Origin of the sequence: Actinomadura sp. 7K534, from assembly GCF_004348575.1 — a bacterium.
Lineage (GTDB): Bacteria > Actinomycetota > Actinomycetes > Streptosporangiales > Streptosporangiaceae > Spirillospora > Spirillospora livida.
Genome location: NZ_SMKB01000448.1, coordinates 1 through 2,100, shown reverse-complemented (window position 1 = coordinate 2,100; position 2,100 = coordinate 1). Strand labels below are relative to the sequence as shown.

At 77.8% G+C, this 2,100-nt stretch carries 1 pseudogene; it reads right to left on the bottom strand.

Annotated features, from left to right (window positions below):
* Nucleotides 1-1,599, bottom strand: a pseudogene (locus tag E1266_RS36990) (hypothetical protein); the annotation flags it as partial.
* Between the last annotated feature and the right edge of the window lie 501 nt (nt 1,600-2,100).

The following is a 2,100-nucleotide window of genomic DNA, read 5'->3' as shown; positions in this document are numbered from 1 at the left end:
GCCGGACGCCTGGGGGGTGTTGGCGGGGGCCTGGGCGCCGAGGTGGCGGTCCATGACCTCGCCGATGGCGCGAGCCAGGTCGCGGGGGTCGTCGGAGAGGCGGTACTCGGTGAACGCCTCCGCCAGCATCTCGTGCGGGTCGCCGGAGCCGTACTCCGACAGCCCGTCCGCGACCCGCTGCTGCGTGGCGGGGTCGTGCGGCTGCGTCGCGTCGTACGGGATGCCCAGGGCGTTGGACACGGCCTGGTTCAGGTCGGCGAGCATCCGCGGGTCGTTCAGGAGCTGCTCGCCGAGGTGGTGCCCGAACTCGTGCGTGAAGACGCCTTCCGTCGAGCCGCCGCCGGGCACGGTGAACCCGGTCTGCTCCTCGCTCGCGCCGTCCTGTGCGCGCTGCGCGTTGTCGGAGAAGGCGTCGTCGTTGATGTAGATGCCCGGGTCGTTTGCACCGGGCGTGGCGTAGGCGAGGACGTCCTCGTTGCCGGGCCCGAGGGACTGGGCGAAGTCCTCGGAGCCGATGTGGGACAGGCCCCGCATCGTCTCGGGATAGTCGGCGGCGAGCTGCCGGATGGCGTTGTTGATCTCCCGCGCGGCGGCAGGGTCTAGCGGGCTCGACGAGAAGTCGACGGTGGGCGCGTCATTGCCGAACTGGCTGAGGGCGTCCCGCGCCTGCTGCTCGGCGTCCGCGAGCTGCTGCGCCCGGTCGGGCCCGGCGGCGCCGTCGGACCCGTCACCCGGTGTGGTGCCGTCCGACTCCTTGTTGCGCGGCGGGTCCCCCTCCTGCGGGGAGGCGTCGTCCTGCCGTGGCGCCGGCTCGTTGCGGATGACGCCGTTGTCATCGACGTTCTCGATCGGCGGCGGGTTGGGACGTCCGCCGGGGTCGTCGCCGCGCGCGGGCCGCGACTCCGGGCCGGACGACGGCGCCGGCCCGGGGTTGCCCGTGCCGGGTGCCGGCGGTGCGGGTGAACTCGCCGGGGACGAGGGCCTCGGGGCGCCACCGCCGGACGCACCGCCGGACGGTGCGGGCGCGCCGCCCGGGGACGCCGTTCCCGCCGGGCCGCCCATCCCCATCGGCATGGGCGCGACGAAGGCGGACGGTCCGCCGGAGCCGCCCTGCTCCGGCGGCTGCATGGCGTCCTGCGTCGCGGGGTTCCCGTCCGGGCTGCGCGGATTCGGGTCGGCGGCGGTCTCGGCGGTCTCGCCGCCGGGCGCGGAGTCGCGGTCGGTGCCCGGGTCGCTCCCCGAGTCGGCCGCGGGGTCCCCGGGCGGGGCGCTCTCGGTGCCGGTGCCGGGGGAGGACGAGTCGCCGTCGCGGGTGGGCGAGCCTCCGCCGCTCTCGTTCCCCGGCGTGGGTGAGCCGGTGCCGGTCGTGGACGCGGGCGCGGGGGAGCTTTCGGGCGGCCGCGAGCCGCTTCCGTCGCCGGACGTCTGTGCGCCGCCCGGAGCCTGTGCGGTGTTCGCCGGCGTGCCGCCGTCGGGCGTCCCCGGAGCGGGGGACCCGGCGGGGGGCTGAGGCGCGCCGCCGTTGCCCGGTGCGGTGCTTCCGTCGCCGGGGGTCGGTGCGCCGCCCGGGGGAGGCGTCCCGGCGCCAGGTGAGTGCACCGCGCCGCGGGTGGATGAGGAACCGCCGGACGAGCCGTCGCCGGACGTGGAGCCGCCCCGGGACCCCGGACCGCTCCCCGGCGAGGGCGAGGACGACGAAGAAGATGACGGGGAGGAAGATGACGTGCCGGGAGACGAGCCGCCACCGGCAGGCGCCGGGCCGCCGCCCGCCGCCGGTGCGCCGCCGCCCACCGGGGCCGCGCCACCGCCGACGACGCCTCCGCCCCCGGGAGCGGCGCCGCCGCCGGACGGGCCGGTGCCGCCGCCGAAGGAGCCGGAACCGGACGGGCTCGCGACCGAGCCGGCGCCGCCGGGGCCGGACGGGTTGCCGCCCAGACTCCCCCCGGCGGGGGATCCGCCATCGGGAGCCGATGAGGCCAGCGAAGATCCGCCGCCTCCGCCGCCGGTGTCGCCCAGCAGCGTGGCGATCCGGTTGCCGCCTCCACCGCCGGAGGATCCGCCGCCGCCGGAATCACCGCCGCCGGAGTAGCCGCCCCCGCC